Consider the following 20,645-nt stretch of genomic DNA (forward strand, 5'->3'; position numbering starts at 1 on the left):
ATACCGATAAACCAACGAATTTTAATTCTTTAGGAGGTAGTCTATGACGCCAAAGGATGTCTTAACGTTTGCTCAGGAAAACGACGTAGTAATGGTTGACTTCAAGTTCATTGATTTTCCAGGGGTATGGCAGCACTTTTCAGTACCTGTTGATGAACTGAAAGAAGAGACTTTTGAAGAGGGTGTTGGTTTTGACGGCTCATCCATAAGGGGCTGGCAGGCAATCAATGCATCGGATATGCTGATTATTCCTGACCCTGAGACCACAATGCTTGATCCATTCAGAAAATACCCGACTCTCGGTCTTGTCTGCAACATTGTAGACCCGATTACCAAGGAACCTTACTCAAGAGATCCAAGATACATCTCACAGAAGGCAGTTCAGTATCTCAAGTCCACAGGGTTAGGTGATACTGCATACTTTGGCCCGGAGGCAGAGTTTTTTATCTTTGACGACATAAGGTTTGACCAGAATGCCCAGAGCGGCTATTACTTTATTGATTCAAAAGAAGGCATCTGGAACTCCGGAAAGGATGAGGGCCCCAACCTCGGTTACAAACCAAGACACAAGGAGGGGTATTTCCCTGTACCGCCTACAGACAGCCTTGAGGATTTAAGGACGGAGATGGTCGTTATAATGCAAAGGTGTGGAATACATATCGAAGCCCAGCACCACGAGGTGGCAACAGCAGGCCAGGGCGAGATTGACATGAGATTCTCCCCCCTTGTAAATATGGCCGACAAGCTCATGCTGTTCAAATACATAGTCAAGAACGTGGCCCATGCACATGGAAAGACTGCTACCTTCATGCCAAAGCCCATCTTTGAAGACAATGGCTCAGGAATGCACACCCACCAGAGCATCTGGAAGGATGGCAAACCCCTGTTTGCAGGTAATGAATACGCAGGCCTCAGTGAGATGGCGCTTCACTACATCGGAGGACTTCTGAAACATGCCAGGGCGCTTGCCGCACTCACAAACCCCACAACCAATTCATACAAGAGACTTGTTCCGGGGTTTGAGGCACCGGTTAATCTTGCATATTCAGCAAGAAACCGCTCTGCGGCAATAAGGATTCCAATGTATTCTCCTTCTCCAAAGGCAAAGAGGGTGGAGGTAAGATTCCCGGATCCCTCATGCAACCCCTATCTTGCCTTTGCAGCATTGCTGATGGCCGGCCTTGACGGAATAGAGAACAAGATTGATCCCGGCGAGGCACTTGATAAGGACCTCTATGAGCTTCCGCCAGAGGAACTCTCAAAGGTACCCCAGATGGTAGGCAGCCTTGATGAGGCACTTGAGAGTCTTGAAAAAGACCATGAGTTCCTGCTCAAGGGAAATGTCTTCACTGAAGATGCACTTACGACATGGATAAAATACAAGAGAGAGAACGAGGTTAATGAACTGAGGCTCAGGCCTCACCCCTATGAGTTCTTCCTTTACTACGATATATAAACTTTACTTCCCCCTGGAAAGACCATCTTTCCAGGGGGGGCCTCCACAATTCCCAAACTTTCTTCTCTATCAGCTGGGCAGAATCCTTTCCGGAAACTGTGTTCATACTAATAGAGTACCCCGTGTTGAAACTCAATACGATAGATGGTGCAATATATCATCCTTGAAAGCCAGACTTGTTTATCACATAAAAGAGGATAAGTTTGTCAGTTTTTTTTAACCTTCTATTCAGATGCCAGTGCTTCACGTACTTTGGCTGAAAGGTCCTTGATCGAAAACGGCTTCTGGATAAAGTGCACTCCTTCTTCCAGTATGCCGCGGTGGGCGATGGCATTGGCCGTGTATCCAGACATGAACAAACACTTCAGTGAAGGCTTTATGGAACAGAGCTGGTCAGCTAAATGCCGACCGTTCATCTCCGGCATCACTATATCTGTAATCAGCAAGTGAATGTCTTCCGGATAGGTCTCGATCTGTCGCAGAGCTTCCGCCGGGGTACTGACAGCCAATACCGTATAGCCCAGCTTTTCAAGCATATGTTTTGCCATTTTCATAATCGTTACCTCATCTTCCACTAACAGAACAGTTTCTGTCCCCTGCTGAACTGTCTCAGGTGCGGGTGCCGCCGGAACACAGGAAGCTTCTTCGGCAAACCGGCTCAGATAAATCCGGAACGTTGTCCCTTCTCCCGGCTCGCTGTAGACGTTGATAAAGCCCTCATTCTGCTTTACGATGCCATATACGGTCGCCAGTCCAAGGCCGGTTCCCTTACCATGTTCCTTTGTAGAAAAGAAGGGTTCGAAGATATTGTCCATCGTCTCCTTGTCCATGCCGCAACCATTATCGCTTACCTCCAGCAGAACAAACTCGCCGGGGATAAATCCGAAATGATCGGCGCAATAGGCCTCATCGAATACGACATTCTCTGTTCTGATGATAATCCTTCCAACACCGCTGATAGCGTCCCGGGCATTGACCAATAAATTTGCCAGTATCTGGTCAATCTGTGACGGGTCGATCTTCACCTTACCAAGATCAGCGCCAGGCTTCCAGATCAGCTCAATATCCTCGCCGATAAGCCGCTGCAACATCTTGAGTATGTCCGTTACCGTATTGTTCAGGTCGAGCACCCTGGGTGAAATAATCTGCTTTCTGGCAAAGGCCAGCAACTGGCGGGTAAGATCGGCAGAGTGCTGAGCGGCTCTCAGGATTTCCTGAAGGTAGTCGTGCCGGACGCTGCCTGCTTTGGCAGTCTCCTCTAACGCCATTTCACTGTATCCCATAATCACACTAAGTTGATTGTTGAAATCATGGGCCACACCTCCGGCCAGTCGGCCCACGGCCTCCATCTTCTGAGCCTGCAGGAGCTGCTGTTCCAGTCTTTTCCGCTCAGTAATGTCAATCAGATAACCCTGGATTTCGATAAGATTACCGTTGCTGTCAAATTTCCCAAAGACGTTCTCAATCACCTGGATGGGCTTTCCGTCCACACGCCGCATTTCCAGTTCATGATCAAGCACTTTCTTGTCTTTGATAAGAAGGTTCAAAAGATCATCACTTGCTTCAGGTGAGGAAAACAGGGTTGTCATATTGTGTTTCCTGGCCTCTTCTACGGATTTAAACCCCAGCATCCTGAGAAATGCCGGGTTGCAATCCAGCAGCTCTCCATCTGGAGTCGCAATAAAATCTCCGGTAATGTCATCCATGAAAAAATTACGATAGCGTCTTTCGCTTTCACGCAATGCACGCCGGGCCTCCCTCTCCTTTGTAACGTCACTGAAAACCAGCACAATGCCTATCAGCTTATCCCTGTTTCCGTTTATAGGTGCGGCACTGTCGGCAATTGGATGTTCCGTACCGTCACGGGCTATTAAAAGGACATCCTCGGGCAGCTTAACCATCCCCCCTTTATGGAGAACACTCTCACCTGGATCGTTCAACACTTTGCGCGTTTTTTCATGGATTATGTGGAACACCTCCCCAAGCGGCTTGCCCCGGGCCTCGGCTTCATTCCAGCCGGTAAGCTTTTCAGCCACAGGATTCATATGACGAATCCTGCCGAATTTATCCATCGAGATAACCCCGTCACCGATACTGTAAAGGGTAATGCGGAACTCCTCCAGGATATCATTGTGCTCTTTTTCAGCACTATATAATTTCCGGTAGATTCTTTCACGTTGGTGTCTGTAAATGAATCCGCTTCCTGTACCGGCCAACACTAAAAGAAGAACCACAATCATCTCGATATAAAGTGAGCGTTCGCGGGCATCAGCCAGAATCTCACTTTTGTCCACCTTGGTAACCAGAAACCAATCCGTATCCGGCACATGAGAAATATCGGCTACGACCGTTACACCGCGATAGTCTTTGCCATCGAAAATGTCTTCCTGCCCTAAAGCCGACTGAACTGCCGGATTAGTTAGCCGTGTTAGCGGAAGGCTTTTGGTCAGAGCACTCTGAGGATTGTACCGCAGCTTGTTCAGAAACAGTACCTTTCCATCCTTACTTACAAGCAGCGTTTCTGAACTCGGGCTCGGGTTCGGCCAGAACTTGATGAACGGATACAGATCTTTTGCCGGATCGAGTTGTAAAACAAGCACTGCAACCGGCTGGCCGGCTGTGTTGAGAATCGGTGCAGTCACGTCAATATATATAGCACTGTTGGAGGGACTTTGAAAAAAATCACCAAACACAACATCTTCCGTGGTTGCTGCTTTATTAACCATTTTTCTTGTAAGGGGACTCAGCCTTGTTACATCAGGATTGAGCGATAATTTTATATTACCATCCAAATCGGCGAGTATAATGTTCTTAAACCCGTCAAGTTTTCGGGTTAGTTCCCATTCTTTAAGGATTTGATCTTTCAGGCGGGGGTTTTCACTTTCCTGTAGCCATCGCACGGCAGATCCCCTGAATAAAGGACTCGATGCATAGACCTGAATGCCAAAGATGGATTTATTACGCCAAGCAACAATCTGATTAATTTTAAGCTGCGCTATGGTTCTCAATTCATGACATTTTGAGTTGCGAATCATCTGGATCTGTTTCTGGTCGTACCAATAGCCTCCGGCAATGACCCCGATTGCCAGCACTGATACAAAAATAACCCAGAGCCAGGGATCACTTTTAAAGTTTGATTTGTTCATAGGACGCTTCTCTATTTTCAGTTTATGCGAATATCCCGGTTATTTGCGGCGTTGGCAGGTCGCTGTGCCTTTCGGCCAGGTTCCCCCTCAAGAACCGTACGTGATAGTTTCCCCCCGACTGAACTCCTCCCCCTCCATAAGCTGCCCCTGCGGGACTGCACGATACCAACAGACTTTTGAGTGATAAACAACCTGTCAAATTTGGCACTTCTGTACCGTTACTTGCGATCTCTTTTTAACCAGCTTGGATGCTTTCTGTAAATATAGCAAAAATAATGGCAATTAACAAGCTTTTTTTGATTTCTTCTCGATTTCATAACAAAATACCCCTCTTTATGTAATATTATCAGGAAACCCGGATAATTGCAAATGTTACAGGCACCTTCGGAATTAAGGTGCCGGGACAATGCTGTTTTCGCTAAAAGCGGAAGGTAATCCGCGATGGAGGGAGAAGATTTAAAACTGGAGTCAGCACAACATAACAGTCCGGGAAAGCACAAAAAGCACCGAAAAACGGCGGGAACCTGGGGCTGATGTTGCCCTGCCCCCGGGCCTGTGTTATAATAAGGTTATAACAAACACCGGAGGTAGTTATGCACAGAAAGATATGCAAAATAGGGAACAGCCAGGGGGTCTCAATCCCTAATGACCTTCTCGAGAAACTACGCCTTTCTCGAGGGTCTGAAGTTGATGTAAAGCTGGACGAGGAACATTCCCGCATTATTATTGAACCGGCAAGGATAAAGGAATATCCAGAAGGAATTAACAGGGATTTTGTTGCACAGGTAAATGATTTCGTCAAAAAATACCGTCCTGCCCTTAAAGAACTTGCCAAAAAGTGAGATATCTCTCTGCAGAACAGGTACTCTTCATACATAGCAGGCTGATTGATGAAACAGGGGGGTCCCATGGTATCAGGGATGTTGGACTTCTTCAGTCAGCTGTGGGACGATCAAAAGCGACATACGACGGAAAGGACCTTTATCCTGATATCTTTCATAAGGTTGCTGCCCTTATGGAATCCCTCATCAAGAATCATCCATTTGTAGATGGCAACAAAAGGACAGCAATAACGTCTGCCGGTATTCTTCTTCAGATGAATGGATTCATAATAGAAACAAGTCAAAAGGATCTTGAGCGTTTTACCCTTGGTATGGCACATGGAAAAATCCCTGTGGAAGACGCAGCAGAATGGTTTAAACGTAATTCATTGAAAATAAAAAAACCGGTTTAGTCACGAGTAGCGTTGCCAGTTCAAGACTCAAATCACAATGTCAATGGGGTCTTTATCACTGTCAAAACAGGACAGAAGAATCGCATAAATTGCTCATGCGACACCTTCAGGATCAGGCACTACCCCATTTTGAAAGTTTCTTTAAATCAGGCAACGTCCGGCCATTGAAGAAGTCGCAGGCCCTGTAGTACTGGATGTCCTGAATCCATAGTTTCATGTATGCACGGTCCGTCACCATCCGCTTAAAGAAACCGAGGGGGGATGAGGTGAGGTCCCGGAAGGGGCCAAAAAGTTCAGAGGGATCCCTGAAACACTCCCAGTCGCATTTCCTGCAAACAGGCCTGCAATCCTTATCTGATAAATCCATCTCCCAGAACTTGCCGAGGCTCTCGTCTCCCCTGTATCCGCACGGATAGGTGTCACCACTGCGGGCATCTATAAAGAAAAACTCCTCTCCACCCCTGCAGGGATAGCAGTTCCAGTCTCCGGCAGTATATTGCCTTATCAGGCTGAAGAGGGAGCTCCTTGGAGAGAAGATCCTTATCCTCGACCTGTAGGCTGGAATAGTATCAAAAAGGGCTTTAAAGAGCAGCGGTTTCTGATGTGCTGCAAACTTCACAACATCATCCTCTGACGTTGCCCTGTAAACAGCGTCATTATGTACAGGACCGCTGTCACTGCTCATGGGATAACATGCATTTGAAATAGTAAAACCCATATCTATGATAAAGTCAAAAAAGTTCTTGAATGCCCCCCTGAAATACTCATAAAACTCCACTGCATCCATTTTTCTTCCGGGAAAAAGGCCGTTTATATTTCTGTTTATCCCAAGGTTTGCCGACGGGTAAATCCCGTGCTCGTGAAATATGGGCAGGGCCTTTTTAATGCCCTCGATTACCCCCGGTAACCCCCTCATGGATTCGTGAACCTCGGGAACTGCTGAGTCAATACTTATCCAGAAGGTATAAATCCCGGTTTCAGCAAGTTTTTCTGCAATCCCGGCAATCCTGTCGCGGTATCCCGGGCTGTCATGATCTGCAAAGAGAAAACCGTTTGTCCCGGTCCTTATATATTTAATGCCGGCATCCCCTGCATACTTTATCATCCTGATTATCTCATCAAAAAAGAGAAAGGGCTCGCCGCCGGTAAAAGAGATGGCCTGCATCCCCCTCTGTGAGGCAGAATCAATTATCTGTTTTACCACATCAGTAGAGAGTTTTGATCTTGGGAATTTTTCAGAAACCCTCATCCCGCACTGCGGACAGCGTGCATTGCAGATATCCGTGTACTGAATAACGAGTTGTCCGGGGATGGTTTTCTTCAAAAGTGTTCCGATTGCGGTCATTCAACCACGGCCCCGGCAAAGGAATCCCTGAGAATTGTAGAGTACATATCCTTGGGGTGTATGGCCTTGTTCTCGACAAACCGCCTTGCACTCTCACCCATGATTCCGGTCTTTTCCCTGTTCATTAAAAAAAGCGCAAGGGCGTCTGCCAACAATGTTTTGTTGTCGGCACTTATAACAATACCTGTTTCATTGTTTATCATTAACTCCCTTGGCCCCCCCTTGTCAGAAACTATAACCGGCAAACCCGACGCCTGTGCCTCAAGCACTACATTTCCAAAGGTATCGGTTGTACTTGGAAAGACAAAGACATCTGAAGAGGCATATATTGCAGAGAGTGCTTCTCCTTCAAGAAAACCTGTAAACAAAACAGGATATCCACTCAATCTCTTCTCAAGTTCAGACCTGTACGGCCCGTCTCCGACCACAACAAGGTCAACACAAAACCCCCGGTTGATCGTCTCAATAAAGGCATCGGCCAGAAGCTCAAGGTTTTTCTCCTTTGAGATACGCCCAACGTAGAGAAACTTCATCTCTCCGTTCAGACTGTATCTCTGCCACATGGCCTCGTTCCTCTTCTCTGGAGAAAAGACCCCGGTATCAACCCATCTGGGCAACGGCCTTATCTTTTCAGGGGACAGACCCTTTTCAATAAGTTGATTCTCGGTGCTTTTGGACGGGACGAGCACTTCATCCATCTGACTGTAAAACCAGATTATATAGTTCCAGGCAGTGTTTTCAAGAAAGACATCGTCCGTAAGACTCTTTACGTATTGAGGGATATCCGTGTGATACGTTGCCGAGATCGGGATGTCCATCAACTTTGATACAAGGAGGGCCAGGAGACCAAGGATTCCGGGAGTGCTTGCATGAATCCTGGTAAACCCTTCCTTTTCAAGAAAATCAACCACATCAAGAATAGGGGGGAAGTGCAGGCGGAGCTCAGGGTATTCCGGAATTGCAAATTCTCCAACAGACTTGAAATTCATTATTCCGTCCCCTGCCCCTGTCTCCTGATTATTGCATGTAACCACTGTCAGCTCAACACCCCTGGTTTTTGATGTCTCGATCAGCTTCTTTATTGTAATGGCCACGCCGTTTATTTCATTAATGGTATCTGTAAAGAGCACGGTCTTTTCGCAGCCCCCGGAGCCATTGAGTCCAAACCGTCCCTTTAACCCGCTCATAAGCCTCTTACTCCGGTGCTGATGAAAGAATGCGACATAGTATGGCGAGATGAGCAGATGAACCATCCCGATACTGTTTAATAACTGTAGTATCCTGAAAATGCCGTTACTGGATGGTATCTTCAGCAACTGATTTGTATAGATGTATATCATCCTGTTTGCAAGATAACTCGTTATCCTGAATATCCTCCTGTTTCTGTCCTCACTGTTGATGCTCTTCAGAAAGCTCATATCATTAACAAGTCTCTTTGCCTCACGGTCGAGTATCTCCTCAAAACTCCTGTCATCATAAGAGTTATACATCTCAGGGATATTCTTTCTTACAAAGAACTTTATCTTGTCGATAAGGGAAACCTTTCCTGAATTCTCGTCAAATAATCTGTTTAACAGATAGTCGATAAACGGGGTCGCATTCCTGGTCCCTGATTTCAGTCTCTCAGAGTAAAATCTGTAGCCAATACCATATATGCTGTGGGCAAGGGTCAAGGGGTCGCCGTCATCCCCCTCTGCCCACACACGTTTCTCTCCTATCGAGGCCAGGAAATCATCCAAAGTCCTGCCTTTCCGGGTAACCGTATATGCCCTCGCAATAAAAAATCCGCTATGGTCATCAGAGCCCCCAACCGTTGCCTTATGCCAGGAGGTCACACTGCACGGAGATATATCATGCCGGTCCAACAGTCTTTCATAACTATCAGGGTCGAGTGAAGATACAACGCTGCTTATCAACGAATTAAATTGCTCCGCCCTTGCACCATTCTTCACCTCAAAGACATCAAACATCATCAGCATCTTCTCAATGACATCCACAGTCAGCTTTTCATTCATGTCGTAAAGGGGATGAGAGACAAAATGGACAATGCCCTCCGTCTGGAGATATGCTACAAGTTCGTAAACATTTCTTCCCAGGGTCATAAGCTCCCTGAAACTGCTCTCGGATACGTCCAGAACGATAACGTGAATCTTGCATCCGTTTTCCGGAAAGTATGCTGTAACCTCAGCACTTATAAAGACACCGGGCATGTGGGCAATCTCCAGTGCACCATCTATTGTGTTATGGTCTGTTATCGTTACATAGTCCATGCCCATCTTTCTGGCTGTATTGTAAATAAAACGGGGCGAGGTAAAACTCTCCGGACAGTTAAGCTTTCTCATTGCCCAGATGGAGGATTTGTTGGAAAAGTTTGAATGCACATGCAGGTCCGATCTATAGAGCTGTTTCATTGTATAATCTCTCCGTTTACCATAGTCACGAAAAGGCCTGGATTTTTATGCATGCGATTACTAGTCATCAGTCCTCAACCCGGCGCTAATTTAGCACCCTGAAGACTCGCTACCTGACCCTGCATATCAGAATAGAAAGGACATTTTCTGTGGTCCTTGTTTTTACAATACTCCAGAAGCTGAAAACGGCTCGGCATATAAGGGGTATCTCCAGCCCTGCAGGATGATACTATCCAGTCTCTAAGAAACGGGCATTTCATTAATCCTTCCCTCCTCCATAAAAAAGCAGTGTTTTTACCAAACAGCGCGCTTCCAGAAAAAACAGGTCCTTTATTCACCTTCCCAGTCATGGAATTCTCTGAATACCATGACTCTAAGATAGCAGGTGCATGTTACAGGGGTATTAAAGAAATGTTAATTTTTACCGGATTCAGCAAAAAGCCTTGATCAAGAAAAGGAAGTGATATGATTGACTCTGAACGGATTTAAGTATCACAAAAGATTCACCTGGATGGTGAATCGTGATACTTTCCTCGGAGGAGGGCCGGATGCCCGACGAGAATGAGTGAAGAGTCTGTCATATCGCTTCCAACAACCATTTACCTCCGGACAACGGATTCGTGCTTTAATTTCACGTCTCCCGGCAGGCCGTATCGAGATAAAACCCGACCTTTCTCCTTAGTTCAAAGACATCCCCCTTACATATATACCCTGCAACCCCGCATTTCAAAGCCGACTTTCTCAGGCTGTCTTCATCATTTGATGAGTAAAACACCACCGGCACATTCCTGGTACTGCCGTTAGTACGGAACAGCATGGAGAGTCTGTCACCGGACAGTGCCGGCATATTAATATCGAGCAGCACAAGGTCAGGCTTGAGTTTCATCACTGCACTGGTAGAGCCGATCCAGTGATTGTGGGTAACCACCTCATACCCTGCATCCTCCAAAAGCCCTTTTGCAGCAACAAGATGCCTCTCATCATCATCTATAACCAGTATCTTTCTTGCAGTTCTTTCCATCTATAACTCCTTCTTCCCATTATTTTTAAATGGCAGATAAATATCCACGGTCGTGCCTTCACCAGGCTTGCTCGAGACCGAGATACTGCCTCCCAAAATAGTCAGCAGGTTTCTGGTTATGGTCAGGCCGAGCCCTGTCCCCTCATACCTTTTGGTCCCGGCATACTCTATTTGACTGAATGCCTCAAATATCTTCTTGAGGTTGTCTTCCCTGATGCCTATACCGGTATCGCTTACTGATATTTTCAGCCTCTCTTTTTCAGAGCCAAGGGCCAGAACAATCCTGCCGCTCTCTGTAAACTTTGCAGCATTGTTAATAATGTTGGTCAGAATCTGCCTGACCTTGACCGGGTCTGATACCATGAATACAGGTCCATCATGGGCAATCACTTCAACACTTACAGGTTTGTTCCCAAGGAGCACTCGTGTAGTGGCAGCTACCTCACGGAGTATCGGGACCATATCAAATCTCTCGTTGACGGCCTCCATCTTTCCGGCCTCAAGCTTTGAAAGGTCAAGGACATTGGTTACAATGGCCCTTAAATAGGTTGAGCTGGACATCAGCATGGCCAGGCGGTTCTTCATCTGTTCTATATTCCCTTTCTCATACGACATCTTCATAAGTTCTGTCAGCCCGATTATGGCATTTAACGGCGACCTGAGCTCATGTGTGACATTTGCGATAAACTGTGATTTGATCCTGTTAATCTTCTCAAGGTCCTTTGCCTTTTCCCTTGCCATCTCTTTCTGGATAACGCTGTTTACAAGGGCATTACTCTGCTGTATCACCATCTGCTTTACGGAAAGAAGCCCCATATAATTTCCACTGTTGTTCACCACTATTATATCGTCATAAACATTATCTGTGGGCCTGTCCAATGCTGTATCCATAGCCACATCCAGCCTTTCATCTTCGTGTATAATAAGCGGTTCGGAATCGGCTATTGATATGATAGGCTTTTTCCCGTAAAGCTCAAACCCGAATCTCCTGAACAACCTGAAGAGCAGTTTGGACCTTGTGGCAAGTCCTACGGGTTCTCTGCATTCAACCAGTGCCACAGCATCCATACTGCTCGAATTAAAAAACCTTTCAGCCACACAGGTGACTGCAGTGCACGGTGGTATATATTCCCTGGATGTTACCAGTCTTCCAACTGACAGGGAATGCTCCTGTACTGATTCCATCTATCTTTCCCCCTCTTTTTTATGCCGCCACATCAGCCGTCACATCAAGTGTGTTTTTGCAATTCACTATACAATCCACCATGTAGAGCCTGCAGGTTTCGTATTCATAACTGTTCATGTAGCAGCAACGCCCATCTGCACACTCAAGATGTTCCGGCTCAATACCGGCAACCTCACAAATACCATCCTTAAACTTGGGACACATAATTTTTACCCCCTTCTTAAAAGTGTTTTGATGAAAAAGCAGCCAATTGCCCTGCAATCCTCGGCATTCCGTATATGCAGGTTTCTGCCTGTATTGATAAGCTCAATAGTAGCACAGCTATGTTACGTGATTATTAAGGTACCTTTAAGTTTTCGGCTCTTTCGTGTTTTAGTTGAAGGCAGGATTAAAAAATCAACTTAACCTTAAGCCGGAATTCTTCGACTTCATCCTGTACAAAAATATGGGCAGGGGCTTTAGCCCCTGCCCAAAGGAGGGTTGGAAATGAGTGCCGGCATTATCCGTTAATCCTGATTCCGCAATCCTTAAAATACGTATTGTGCCTGCAGGAAGAGCTCGTTCTCATCATCATTCGAAACGCCCTTCAGGTTTTTGCCCATCCTGTATGTAAGCTGCATCTTGATGTCATGTTTCTGTATGAACCAGTTGGTACCAACAGATGTGCGGGTCCATACGTCTGCGTAGTTATCAGCATCCTGTGCCTGATAAGCTGCAACGATCTCAAGCTTGTCCGGCACTATCATGTACCCTCCCTCAATGGAGTAGTTTTTAAGATCAGTGCTGCCGTTTTTGTAGATACCTTTGGTAACATTTGCATCCACTGTGTCAGCCTTGAAGAGGTTGTATTCAGCGTCAACAGAGAGCCCCGAGCTTCTGAATGCTCCACTTAACTCAAAACCAGTCACCTTATCCACATCAAACTTCTTTTCATCTTCATCAGGCGCAGCTATATATGTATTGTTATCATCATCATTGTTCCATGTGAAGACGGCAACACCGATGGTAGCCTTGGTCTTGCGCTTAAAGTCGCCTTGGGCGAATTTCAGATTGCCAAAAGGATGGTAGTCCAGACGGCCGCCAACGATCCAGCCCTCGTTGAAATCCGCATTCCTGTTAACAGGTGTGTCAAAATCCAGTTTATTGGCATCAGGGTCAATGGAGGCTGATGCTACAGAGAATCCGTAGGTCAGTTTCTTGTCATTGTTATGACCGGTAAGGTGGACACCTACATTACGGTCAGGAGTGCCGTAATTATGGTCACCTACAAATGTACGCTCCACAAGCTGCTGCTTTTTGGATGAGGTCAGGAACTCGCGGGAAAATGGGAAGTTCTTGTTACCAACAGCTATCTTTATGTTCGGAAACCCTTTATACTGCATGTAAGCGTCTTTTATTGCAATCTCGTTATCACCCTCTGCCTTGCCCATATCCCACTGAAACTTGCCCTTCCAGTCCTTGTGCAGACTGCCCTCAATGTACGGACGGAAACGGCGGAAAAATACCTTGTCGCTGGAATCCCCACTGTCGGGATCCTTATAATGATACTGCAGCTGAATCCTGCCGCCCAACTTAACATACTTATCATCCTTCTTATAGACGGTTATTCCGGCAGCATCAGCAGCCTGCGGAATATAGATATTTGCGATTATGGCAATTGCCAGTACAGCAAAAAAGACCTTCACGAATCTCAGTGTTGCTATCATTTTTCTCCTCCTTAGGTTTATCAGTGTTATTGCACTTTCTGTACAGCTCGGCTTAACGGCTTATATTTTCTACATACACACATTATTTATACCTTTCTTCATTCACCTCCTCTCGGAAATCTTTAATCGATTATGTTTAGTGTCAATCTTACCCTGCCGAAGTTACGGGAATATGACAGTAATGTTAATTTTCCATGATTTCCCCTGCCACTACCGGCACTCTCCTGAAACCCGGGCAAAGACTTCACGCATGCCGGGCAGTGAAGCCTGTTGTGAAAATACTCCGGGTTGCCTTTAAACTCTCATATCTGTTAGCCTCAACAGGGCTATCACATATATGCAGATAAAGGAGGTTTGCCCGGGCTTGAGAAGGATCAGATTAACACTGCAGTATGACGGTACAAACTACTCCGGCTGGCAGGTACAGCCTGACAGGGTCACTATTCAGGGAGTCATTGAGACAAGGCTGAGAAAGATGACCGGGGAGGAGACGATGGTGCTTTCTGCAGGGCGGACGGATGCAGGGGTTCACGCACTGCAGCAGGTGGCATCCTTTGACACGGCATCCCAACATCCGCCCGGGGTTTTTCAGAAGGCCCTGAACGGAATGCTCCCTCCGGACATAAGGATAATCTCCTCTGAATATGCCGGCGATGATTTCCACCCGCGCTACAGTGCAAAGGCAAAAAGTTATTTCTATCTGATCGATTGCTCGGAGACAGGAAACCCCTTTACAGGAAGGTACAGCTATTACTGCAAATACAGGCTCGACAGTGAAAAGATGATCAAGGCAGCAGCCTGTCTCACAGGCAGACATGATTTTTCATCTTTCAGGGCATCCGGTTGCGGCGCCAGGTCACCGGTAAGGGAGATATATGATATAAAGGTTGAGCAGATGAATACAATTGAGTTTCTGACTGTTGGCTTTTCAGGTTTATTTATCAGGATATCTGTTAAGGGGAATGCCTTTTTGAGACATATGGTGCGCAACATTGCAGGTACCATGATTGAGGTTGGAAGAAACAGGATAAGTCCTGAAGGGCTGAAGGCTATACTTGAGGCAAGGAACAGGAGACTCGCCGGTCCCGCAGCCCCTGCCAGAGGGCTTTTTCTCGAAAGGGTCTTTTATTAGATGCCCCTCTCCTCCCGTTCAATCTTTTCAAGCTCTTCCCTCTTTTCCATGCAGTCAACACAGTATATTGCAAAGGGAATTATCTTTAGTCTCTCCTCGCTGATTTCAGAGCCGCAGTCTTCACAAATCCCGTAAGTACCCTCATTCAATTTCCTTAAAGCCTCGTCTATCTTGTTGAGGGTCTGCTTATGAACCGTCAGTTTTTGCAGGTTGAGGTCTTCGGCCAAATCAACAACAGACCAGTCTCCATCATCAAGGGCTGTCTCTGCAAGCTGCCTGTTCTCTCCCCTGATGAACTTCCCGATCTCGTTTTTTGCCTCCCGGATAATTTCCTGCCTTTTGCTAATGAGCAGCTTTCTCAGCCGTTCCTTTCTCTGCTCCTCGCTCTCTTCAGGCTCTTTGCTTTTAGCCTTCTTTCTTGGCATTATCCACCTCTTTCTTCTCTGCTACGCCTTCTTTATATACTTCCACGATACTCCTGATCTTTATGCCGGCTGCCTTCAATGCCTTCTGTATGTCCGGTAGCCTTGCATCTTCAACTTTTACCATAAAATTTGCATTCATAGTGCCTCCTCTTAGAAAGTAAGTAGAAAAAAGCAGCCTGTTCTGCCTGCCTATACTTCCATTATCTCCTTTTCCTTATGCTGCAGCACCTCATCTATTGTTTTTATATAGGTATCGGTAAGCTTTTGTATCTCTTCAAGCCCCTTCTTGATGTCGTCCTCACTGATATGTTTATCTTTCTCAAGTTTTTTCAGTCCTTCATTGGTCTCTCTGCGGATATTTCTTATTGCAACCCTTGCCTCCTCTGCACGCTTCCTCACGACCTTGACAAGCTGCTTCCGCCGCTCTTCCGTCAGCGGGGGAATGGCAATCCTGATGACCTTGCCGTCGTTTGAAGGGTTAAGCCCGAGGTCAGAGTGAAGGATGGCTTTCTCAATAACAGGGATCAGCGCTTGCTCCCAGGGTTGAATGACTATCACGCGGGGTTCGGGTACGGAGAGTGATGCAACCTGGTTCAGGGGCGTCTGTGTGCCATAATAATCAACTGAAATATTATCCAGCAGAGAGGTGGAGGCACGGCCTGTCCTGATAGAGCCAAGGTCTTTCTTGAATACTTCTATTGCCTTCTCCATCTTCTCTTTTGCCTTTTTCTTCAATTCCCTATCCATCTTGTCCCTCCACAGGGTTCATTCATGTATAAGCAGGGTTGCAGGAATTCTTTTTTTGCTCACAGATTTTTTAACCCATGCTGACAATGGTCCCTATGTTCTTTCCCTCCATGACCCGCTTTATGTTACCCTTTTTCCTTACATTAAATACCATAATCGGCAGGGCATTGTCCATACAGAGGGATATGGCGGTTGAGTCCATTACATTCAACCCCTTCTTAAGTACGTCCATGTAGCTGATCTTCTTGAATTTTTTCGCATCAGGATCCTTGAAGGGGTCTGCAGAGTACACACCATCAACCTTTGTGGCCTTAAGAATGATTTCAGCCCCGATCTCCATTGCCCTGAGAGAGGCCGCCGTATCAGTTGTGAAGTAGGGGTTACCCGTACCAGCGGCAAAGATGACGACCCGTCCCTTTTCCAGATGCCTGACGGCCCTGCGTCTGATGTATGGTTCTGCAAGCTCTCTCATTTCAATAGCTGATTGCACCCTTGTAGGAACGCCTGCCTTCTCCAGGGCATTCTGAAGAGCAAGTGCATTTATTACCGTTGCCAGCATACCCATATAATCAGCGGTTGCGCGCTCCATCCCCTTTACAGAGCCTTCAACACCACGAAAGATATTGCCCCCGCCAATGACAACAGCCACCTCAATGCCGAGCTTATGAATGCCCTTAATCTCGCTGGCCATATAATCAACGGTGGTGGCGTCAATACCGTAACTTCTCTGCCCCATCAGTACCTCTCCACTCAACTTCAGGAGAATCCTTCTGTATTTAACCTTTGGTTTATTTTTGGATTTAATTTTGGATTTAATTTTCAAGCTCCTCACCAAGCTGATAACGTGTAAAACGTCTTATAATGATGTTTTCTCCAAACTTCGAGACCATCTCTGTCACAATATCCCTGATCTTCTTCTTCTGATCAGGGTCCTTTACGAATATCTGGTCCAACAGGCAATTTTCCGCATAGAACTTTTCAAGCTTGCCTTCAAGTATCTTCTCCACAACATGCTCGGGCCTGTCTTTTGTCTGATCCCTGTATATGGATTTCTCCCTTTCAATGATATCCGGAGGGATATCCTCCCTTGAAAGGTACCGTGGATTTGCAGCCGCTATATGCATGGCAACATCCTTGACAAACTGACGAAAATCATCGGTCCTTGCGACAAAATCAGTCTCACAATTTACTTCTATCAGCACACCGATTTTATCCATATGTATATAGGAGAGTATCAGCCCCTCAGATGCCTTTCTTCCCGCCTTTTTTTCAGCAGCAGCAAGCCCTTTTTTCCTCAATACATCCACGGCCTTTTCAAAATCACCGTTACTCTCTGAAAGGGCCTTTTTACAGTCCATCATTCCGGCTCCTGTCTGCTCCCTTAACCGCTTCACCATATCAGCAGTGACAGTCATTCTGCAACCTCCTCTGTCTGTGGCGCTGCCTCTATCGGTGGTATTGCCGGTTCATTTACAGCCGCCATCTCTTCTTCTTCCTGCGAAATCTTTTCCTTTATCCTGGCCTCTTCAGCCTTTGCCTCTATCTCCTTGTTCAGGATATCTTGTCCTTCAAGGATTGCAGTAGCCATCTTGGATGTAATAAGCTTTATTGCCCTTATGGCATCGTCATTTCCCGGAATAACATAGTCAATTTCATCAGGGTCACAGTTTGTGTCAACAATAGCCACAATGGGGATCTTCAGGATTCTTGCTTCCTGAACAGCTATCTTCTCTTTTCTTGGATCAACAACAAACAAGGCCCCGGGAAGGGTCTGCATATCCTTAAGCCCACCCAGGTTTTTCTCAAGCTTTGTCCGGGTCTTTTCCAGTTTTGCTACCTCTTTTTTGGTAAGTGCCTCGTATGTACCGTCTTCCTTCATTTTTTCAATATTTTTCAGCTTTTCTATGCTCTTCTTGATCGTGGTGAAATTGGTCAACATTCCGCCAAGCCACCTCTGGTTTACATAAAAAGCCCCTGCCCTCTCTGTCTCGTCCTTGATTGAGTCCTGCGCCTGTTTTTTTGTTCCCACAAAAAGAACGGTTTGACCGGACAATGACAGACCTTTCAGAAAATTGTAGGCGCTTTCAAGTCCCTTCATGGTCTTCTGAAGGTCTATAATATAGATACCGTTTCTCTCACCAAAGATGTAGCGTTTCATCTTCGGGTTCCATCTCTTGACCTGGTGTCCAAAATGAACCCCGGCCTCTAACAGCTCTTTCATTGTTACAACTGACATAGTTCTCACTTTCTCCTGGTTTTTTCCTCCGCCTCTTCCCCTGAACTCCGGGCACTTGTCTCTGTCCCGCAAACCGGTCAGGAGAGGTTTTTAAGGCGTGTGTTTTAGATTTTCTGCAGAAAACTGCAGGCTATTATCAATACTGCAGCTTCAGATAATGCCATACACATTAACATAACACAAGGAAAAAATTCAAGAATTCGGGGGCAGAGAAGTCAGAGTGAGCTATAGTATTCGAGCTCAAGGAGCCTCCTCTTGATCCCGATACCTGAGGAGTAGCCACCTAATTTGCCGTCCGATTGAATAACCCTGTGGCAGGGAAGAATTATGGGCAGGGGGTTTTTGCCGAGGGCCTGACCGACCGCCCTTACAGACCGGGGAGAGCCAAGCCTCTCTGCAAGCCATTTGTATGTCCGGGTCTCTCCATAGGGTATTTCATTCAATGTCAGCCAGACCTTTTTCTCAAAATCCGTCCCCGAGAGGATAAACGGGATGTCGAACTTCCGCAGCTTTCCCTCAAAATACTCCCTGATCTCGTCTTTGATATCTTCGGGTATGGGGCTTTTCCTTGCAGCAACGGCCGGTGAGGTTCCGTGACAAGTGAGGGCCGCTCTCTTTCCAGGTTTGGTGAAACCAAGCCCTGTCAGATTAACAGAGTCTGCCTGATTTCCTTTAAGGATATACGTCAGATAGAGGTGGCCCAGGGGGGTGCAGACCACATCGTAGAGCAGATCAGAGGAGTAAGGTTTCCTTTTGTTCATCAGGTCTCAAGTCAGTCCCGGCCCCGTGTCCCAGAAGCTCATGCCCTGTCAGGTTCATCATCTCTATAAAATGCTCAAGTAACACGGGGTCCCATTGTCCGAGATGTTTTTCCTCTCGCATCACCTCCAGCACCTCAAAGGCAGTGCGGCCCTCCCGGTAGAGGCGTTCGGAGAACATGGCATCAAAGGAGTCAACTATAGAGAGTACCCTTGCCAGCAAAGGGATATCCTCACCCTTCAGTCCATCGGGGAAACCGTTTCCATCCCACCTCTCATGGTGATGTCTGATTGCCGGAAGGACTTCCCGGAGTGAATGCAGGGGTTTACATATCTGCTCTCCAATAATTGTGTGTTTCTTTATTGTTTCCATCTCTTCATCCGTAAGTGGGGGTGGTTTAAGGAACAGATCCTTGCTCAATCCTATTTTTCCTATATCGTGCAGGAGGCCTGCCTTGCGCAACAGTTCCTGCTCCTGCAGGGAGAGTCCCAGATAATCTCCAAACTCCTTCGAGAACGCACCAACCCTGGTTGAATGCCCCTGCGTGTGAGGGTCCCGGACTTCAAGGGTAGCTGCAAGTGTAAGGATGATATTTTCCGAATGCTCCAATTCATCATGGAGATGCTTTAATCTCAGTAAAGAGCGTATCCTGGCCAGAAATTCCCTGGAATCAAAGGGCCTGCTGATAAAATCATCGGCCCCTGATTCGAATCCTTTTATCTTGCTCCCTCTGTCGCTGTGAGCGGCAAGGAGCACAACAGGGAAAAACCTTCGTCCCGCCATGTCCTTGAATATCTGACATAACTGAAAGCCGTTGACATCATGCATCGTTATATCAATGATGGCAATGTCAGGGTGGCAGGTCTCGAAGATGTCCACTGCCTCTACAGGATTAGCTGATTTAAAGATACGAAAGTCGTCTGATTTAAAGACTGCCTCGATCAGTTCTGTATCGGACTGCAAATCATCCACTATGAGTACGGATGCCGTGTCCCTTGCAGGTATAATATTATTAGAAATCATTATTAAATAATTAAAACATCTTTTGAAATATTTGTCAAGAAAACGAATTGATTATTAGCAGGTTAGCTATAAAAGTTAACTCTTTTCCTTAAGTATGGATTCACGGATATGAGGGCTTTTAAATCAGTCTCAGCCCTGCGTAGTAGCAGCAGCATTCATTGTCAAGGTTATTAATAAAGGACCGCTCTTCTCCGTCCTCAAAAAGGACCTTTACGAAACAGAAGCCTCCTTCCAGGGATGAATGCTTTTCTTCCACCACAACACCTTCACCCCAGGTGTCGTATCTGATGTGCCTGACCCTGTTGCCGGTCTTCAAGTACAGCCTCGGCCTCATACTTAAATTATACCAATGTCCGGAATATAATTGTTATATCCAGGCTTACATAGAGATCAATGGCTGGATCAAGGGAATAGGGAAGATATATCAGCAGACAGGTATTGATACCTATTCAAATATAGGGTTCGCCAAGCTCTATACAGAAAAGATTGCCGTTACAGCGGCAGATTTCCTCAATGACAAGGTGCTTCCCTTTTTCGATTCTCATAACCTGCCTTTACTCAGAGTGCTTACAGACCGGGGAACAGAGTACTGTGGAGTTAGGGAGAACCATCCTTATCAGCTCTTCCTGTATCTCAATGATATTGAGCATAGCAGAACCAAGGCACGTCATCCTCAGACTAATCCTAAAACAAGCGAGGTTTTTCTATGAGTTGCATAGAGCCCCATCTTATCCATTGACGAATTACATTTTTGCCTGTTAATCTCTCGAAGCGCTGATTTAATAGTATGAATGCCTCGATCAGTCCCATCATAAAAC

The 20,645-nt window shown here is 46.3% G+C and carries 19 protein-coding genes and 1 pseudogene; 5 read left to right on the forward strand and 15 right to left on the reverse strand.

The features are described from left to right. Window positions 1-43 precede the first annotated feature (43 nt). Window positions 44-1,456, forward strand: a complete 1,413-nt coding sequence (glnA, locus tag VST71_04400; protein MEC4684960.1) for a type I glutamate--ammonia ligase — start codon at window positions 44-46, stop codon at window positions 1,454-1,456. A 224-nt stretch (window positions 1,457-1,680) separates the two neighbouring features. Here the strand turns inward: glnA and VST71_04405 are convergent, their stop codons facing one another. After that, entirely contained in the window at window positions 1,681-4,602 is a 2,922-nt protein-coding gene (locus VST71_04405; protein ID MEC4684961.1) for a PAS domain S-box protein, read from the reverse strand. 593 nt (window positions 4,603-5,195) lie between these two features. Here VST71_04405 and VST71_04410 point away from each other — a divergent pair. After that, window positions 5,196-5,444: an AbrB/MazE/SpoVT family DNA-binding domain-containing protein gene (locus tag VST71_04410; GenBank protein ID MEC4684962.1), complete on the forward strand. Its 249-nt coding sequence runs from the start codon at window positions 5,196-5,198 to the stop codon at window positions 5,442-5,444. Next, entirely contained in the window at window positions 5,441-5,836 is a 396-nt protein-coding gene (locus VST71_04415; protein MEC4684963.1) for a type II toxin-antitoxin system death-on-curing family toxin, read from the forward strand. The genes VST71_04410 and VST71_04415 overlap by 4 nt, the downstream gene beginning before the upstream one ends. A gap of 112 nt (window positions 5,837-5,948) precedes the next feature. Here VST71_04415 and VST71_04420 read toward each other — a convergent pair whose 3' ends face one another. The 6 genes from VST71_04420 to VST71_04445 all read right to left on the reverse strand — a co-directional run bounded on the left by VST71_04420 (window position 5,949) and on the right by VST71_04445 (window position 13,505). After that, window positions 5,949-7,181, reverse strand: coding sequence for a radical SAM protein (locus VST71_04420; protein ID MEC4684964.1), 1,233 nt, complete (start codon window positions 7,179-7,181; stop codon window positions 5,949-5,951). Continuing rightward, window positions 7,178-9,592 (reverse strand): glycosyltransferase, encoded by a 2,415-nt coding sequence (locus VST71_04425; GenBank protein ID MEC4684965.1) that lies wholly within the window; start codon window positions 9,590-9,592, stop codon window positions 7,178-7,180. Before VST71_04425 ends, VST71_04420 begins: the two co-directional genes overlap by 4 nt. Before the next feature lie 631 nt (window positions 9,593-10,223). Then, a complete protein-coding gene (locus tag VST71_04430) occupies window positions 10,224-10,613 on the reverse strand; it encodes a response regulator (GenBank protein MEC4684966.1) in 390 nt (129 codons plus the stop codon). Next, window positions 10,614-11,798, reverse strand: coding sequence for an ATP-binding protein (locus VST71_04435; GenBank protein ID MEC4684967.1), 1,185 nt, complete (start codon window positions 11,796-11,798; stop codon window positions 10,614-10,616). It abuts the gene before it with no gap. 19 nt (window positions 11,799-11,817) lie between these two features. Further along, the gene (locus tag VST71_04440; GenBank protein ID MEC4684968.1) at window positions 11,818-12,003 is read right to left on the reverse strand and encodes a hypothetical protein; all 186 of its coding nucleotides are present in this window, start codon (window positions 12,001-12,003) and stop codon (window positions 11,818-11,820) included. Window positions 12,004-12,326: 323 nt separating this feature from the next. After that, window positions 12,327-13,505, reverse strand: a complete 1,179-nt coding sequence (locus VST71_04445) for a porin (protein ID MEC4684969.1) — start codon at window positions 13,503-13,505, stop codon at window positions 12,327-12,329. A 364-nt stretch (window positions 13,506-13,869) separates the two neighbouring features. Between VST71_04445 and truA the strand changes: the two genes are divergently transcribed. After that, a complete protein-coding gene (gene truA / locus VST71_04450) occupies window positions 13,870-14,637 on the forward strand; it encodes a tRNA pseudouridine(38-40) synthase TruA (protein MEC4684970.1) in 768 nt (255 codons plus the stop codon). On the opposite strand, the gene VST71_04455 is transcribed toward truA, so the two are convergent. From VST71_04455 to VST71_04490, 8 genes are all read right to left on the reverse strand, one after another. Next, on the reverse strand, window positions 14,634-15,062 hold the full coding sequence (locus VST71_04455; GenBank protein ID MEC4684971.1) for a TraR/DksA C4-type zinc finger protein: 429 nt from the start codon (window positions 15,060-15,062) through the stop codon (window positions 14,634-14,636). The genes truA and VST71_04455 overlap by 4 nt on opposite strands. Continuing rightward, a complete protein-coding gene (locus tag VST71_04460) occupies window positions 15,043-15,201 on the reverse strand; it encodes a hypothetical protein (GenBank protein MEC4684972.1) in 159 nt (52 codons plus the stop codon). Before VST71_04460 ends, VST71_04455 begins: the two co-directional genes overlap by 20 nt. A 50-nt stretch (window positions 15,202-15,251) precedes the next feature. Next, window positions 15,252-15,809, reverse strand: a complete 558-nt coding sequence (gene frr / locus VST71_04465; GenBank protein MEC4684973.1) for a ribosome recycling factor — start codon at window positions 15,807-15,809, stop codon at window positions 15,252-15,254. A 70-nt stretch (window positions 15,810-15,879) separates the two neighbouring features. Beyond that, a complete protein-coding gene (gene pyrH, locus VST71_04470; protein ID MEC4684974.1) occupies window positions 15,880-16,614 on the reverse strand; it encodes a UMP kinase in 735 nt (244 codons plus the stop codon). Between the two features lie 7 nt (window positions 16,615-16,621). Next, window positions 16,622-17,224 (reverse strand): translation elongation factor Ts, encoded by a 603-nt coding sequence (tsf, locus tag VST71_04475; protein ID MEC4684975.1) that lies wholly within the window; start codon window positions 17,222-17,224, stop codon window positions 16,622-16,624. Further along, window positions 17,221-18,045, reverse strand: a complete 825-nt coding sequence (gene rpsB / locus VST71_04480; protein MEC4684976.1) for a 30S ribosomal protein S2 — start codon at window positions 18,043-18,045, stop codon at window positions 17,221-17,223. Before rpsB ends, tsf begins: the two co-directional genes overlap by 4 nt. A gap of 215 nt (window positions 18,046-18,260) precedes the next feature. Next, the gene (locus VST71_04485) at window positions 18,261-18,806 is read right to left on the reverse strand and encodes a methylated-DNA--[protein]-cysteine S-methyltransferase (protein ID MEC4684977.1); all 546 of its coding nucleotides are present in this window, start codon (window positions 18,804-18,806) and stop codon (window positions 18,261-18,263) included. Continuing rightward, window positions 18,778-19,827 (reverse strand): HD domain-containing phosphohydrolase, encoded by a 1,050-nt coding sequence (locus tag VST71_04490; GenBank protein ID MEC4684978.1) that lies wholly within the window; start codon window positions 19,825-19,827, stop codon window positions 18,778-18,780. The genes VST71_04485 and VST71_04490 overlap by 29 nt, the downstream gene beginning before the upstream one ends. A 395-nt stretch (window positions 19,828-20,222) precedes the next feature. Here VST71_04490 and VST71_04495 point away from each other — a divergent pair. Next, window positions 20,223-20,510 (forward strand): annotated as a pseudogene (locus VST71_04495) (IS481 family transposase). Window positions 20,511-20,645: the final 135 nt, after the last annotated feature.

This window comes from Nitrospirota bacterium (assembly GCA_035873375.1).
Classification (GTDB): Bacteria; Nitrospirota; Thermodesulfovibrionia; order Thermodesulfovibrionales; family JdFR-85; genus BMS3Bbin07.

Excerpts from the sequence above, each read along its gene's own strand:
- glnA (MEC4684960.1), top strand. The coding sequence starts at position 44 with ATGACGCCAAAGGATGTCTTAACGTTTGCTCAGGAAAACGACGTAGTA.
- VST71_04405 (MEC4684961.1), bottom strand. The coding sequence starts at position 4,602 with ATGAACAAATCAAACTTTAAAAGTGATCCCTGGCTCTGGGTTATTTTT.
- VST71_04410 (MEC4684962.1), top strand. The coding sequence starts at position 5,196 with ATGCACAGAAAGATATGCAAAATAGGGAACAGCCAGGGGGTCTCAATC.
- VST71_04420 (MEC4684964.1), bottom strand. The coding sequence starts at position 7,181 with ATGACCGCAATCGGAACACTTTTGAAGAAAACCATCCCCGGACAACTC.
- VST71_04425 (MEC4684965.1), bottom strand. The coding sequence starts at position 9,592 with ATGAAACAGCTCTATAGATCGGACCTGCATGTGCATTCAAACTTTTCC.
- VST71_04430 (MEC4684966.1), bottom strand. The coding sequence starts at position 10,613 with ATGGAAAGAACTGCAAGAAAGATACTGGTTATAGATGATGATGAGAGG.
- VST71_04435 (MEC4684967.1), bottom strand. The coding sequence starts at position 11,798 with ATGGAATCAGTACAGGAGCATTCCCTGTCAGTTGGAAGACTGGTAACA.
- VST71_04440 (MEC4684968.1), bottom strand. The coding sequence starts at position 12,003 with ATGTGTCCCAAGTTTAAGGATGGTATTTGTGAGGTTGCCGGTATTGAG.
- VST71_04445 (MEC4684969.1), bottom strand. The coding sequence starts at position 13,505 with ATGATAGCAACACTGAGATTCGTGAAGGTCTTTTTTGCTGTACTGGCA.
- VST71_04455 (MEC4684971.1), bottom strand. The coding sequence starts at position 15,062 with ATGCCAAGAAAGAAGGCTAAAAGCAAAGAGCCTGAAGAGAGCGAGGAG.
- VST71_04460 (MEC4684972.1), bottom strand. The coding sequence starts at position 15,201 with ATGAATGCAAATTTTATGGTAAAAGTTGAAGATGCAAGGCTACCGGAC.
- frr (MEC4684973.1), bottom strand. The coding sequence starts at position 15,809 with ATGGATAGGGAATTGAAGAAAAAGGCAAAAGAGAAGATGGAGAAGGCA.
- tsf (MEC4684975.1), bottom strand. The coding sequence starts at position 17,224 with ATGACTGTCACTGCTGATATGGTGAAGCGGTTAAGGGAGCAGACAGGA.
- rpsB (MEC4684976.1), bottom strand. The coding sequence starts at position 18,045 with ATGTCAGTTGTAACAATGAAAGAGCTGTTAGAGGCCGGGGTTCATTTT.
- VST71_04485 (MEC4684977.1), bottom strand. The coding sequence starts at position 18,806 with ATGAACAAAAGGAAACCTTACTCCTCTGATCTGCTCTACGATGTGGTC.
- VST71_04490 (MEC4684978.1), bottom strand. The coding sequence starts at position 19,827 with ATGATTTCTAATAATATTATACCTGCAAGGGACACGGCATCCGTACTC.